Source organism: Micromonospora maritima, assembly GCF_902825405.1.
In the GTDB taxonomy this organism is placed as follows: domain Bacteria; phylum Actinomycetota; class Actinomycetes; order Mycobacteriales; family Micromonosporaceae; genus Micromonospora; species Micromonospora maritima.
This window is the reverse complement of the sequence record NZ_CADEAU010000823.1, coordinates 1-1,523: the sequence shown is the minus strand read 5'-3', so window position 1 is coordinate 1,523 and position 1,523 is coordinate 1. Positions and strand designations below refer to the sequence as shown.

Below are 1,523 nucleotides of genomic sequence, written 5' to 3'. Positions count from 1 at the left end.
CCCGGTCGGCCAGCGGCAGGACCTGGCCGAGCAGGACCGCCAGGGCCGGCACGCTCAGCCAGCCCAGCGCGGTGGCCACGCCGGCCGCGCGGGTCTCGCCCCGGGCGTAGAGCGCCCGGGTGAGCACCGCGAACAGGCCGTAGCCGAGCAGGCCGGGAGCGAACCCGGCGATCCCGACCGCGGCGGTCCGCGCGTCGAGCGCGCCGCTGAAGAAGAAGTGCCCGACCGGGATCGCGGTGCCGACCAGCGCGGCGGCGCCGAGCAGGCTGAACAGCACCACCCCGCGGACCGCCGGCGCGAGGGTCTCCCGGTAGGCCCGGTCGTCACCGTTCGCCCGGGCCGCCACCAGCGTCGGGTACGCGGCGACCGCGAGCGGCACCGCCAGCACCGCCCAGGGCAGAAAGTAGACGGTCTGGGCCAGGTTGTAGACGCCGACGTCGGCGACCCGGCCGTAGGTGACCTGGTTGAGCGCGACGGCGAGCGCGACCTGCTGGGCGGCGACGGTGACCACGCCGGCCGCCACCAGCCCGCCGACCCGGGCCCGGGCGTCGGCGGGGAACCGGTAGCCGGGCCGGATCCGCAGCCGCAGCCGGCGCAGCGGGACCAGCAGCGACAGCGACAGCACCGCCACGCCGAGCGTGGTGCCGGCGGAGAGCAGCAGCTCACCACCGCGCCCGGCCTCACCGATGGTCGCCAGCCGGCCCTCGACGGCGGTGAAGCCGAGGTAGACGGCGATGACCGTGACGCTGGACAGCAGCGGCGCGACGACCGGCCAGGCGAACCGCCGGTGCGCCTGGAGCACACCGGTGAGCACGATGCCCACGCCGTAGAGCGGCAGCTGCGGGGCGAACACCCGCAGCATCCGCGCCCCGGACTCCTGCTGGGTCTCGCTGAGGCCGTGCCCGAGCAGCCCCGGCAGCGGGTCGGCGAACAGCGCCACCAGCACCGCCAGCGGCACCAGCAGGCTCAGCGTCCAGGTCAGCAGCGCACCGGTGGTGGCGGCCACCGCCCGCCGGTCACCCGCCTCGACCGCGCCGGCCAGCAGCGGTACGACCAGACTGGCCAACGCGCCACCGGCGACGATCTCGAAGATGACGTTCGGGACGTAGTTCGCCACCAGGTATGCGCCACCGAGGTCGCTGGTGGACAGCGTCCAGGTGAACACGGCGGTGCGGCCGAACCCGGCGAGCCGGCTGACCACGGTGAGGACGGCGATGAGGGCGGCCGCGCCGGCGACGCGGCCGGCGGCGGCGAGGGGTGCCGGTTTCGTCACGTCAGTCGGCGAGCCGGCCCAGCTCGTCGAGGTGCCGCAGCCCCGGGGTCCGCGCGATGACCTGGGTGAAGCTGACCTTCTCGCTGGCCGCGGTCAGCGCGGCGAGCACGGCCAGCACCCCGGCACGTCCCAGCGGCCCCGTCCGCGCGGCGAGGCTGACGCCGAGCACCGCGCCCAGCGCGTTGGCGCCGCTGTCGCCGAGCATCACCCGTTCGTCCAGGTCGTCGGCGACCAGGCCGGCGGCGGCGCC

The 1,523-nt window shown here is 76.2% G+C and carries 1 protein-coding gene and 1 pseudogene; both read right to left on the bottom strand.

Features of this window, described 5'->3' with window-relative positions; all coding sequences use genetic code 11:
- On the bottom strand, positions 1 to 1,273 hold a 1,273-nt coding region (murJ, locus tag HUW36_RS32670), incomplete at its 3' end, for a murein biosynthesis integral membrane protein MurJ (RefSeq protein WP_174531563.1).
- A 1-nt stretch (position 1,274) separates the two neighbouring features.
- Positions 1,275 to 1,523, bottom strand: a pseudogene (locus HUW36_RS32665) (hypothetical protein); the annotation flags it as partial.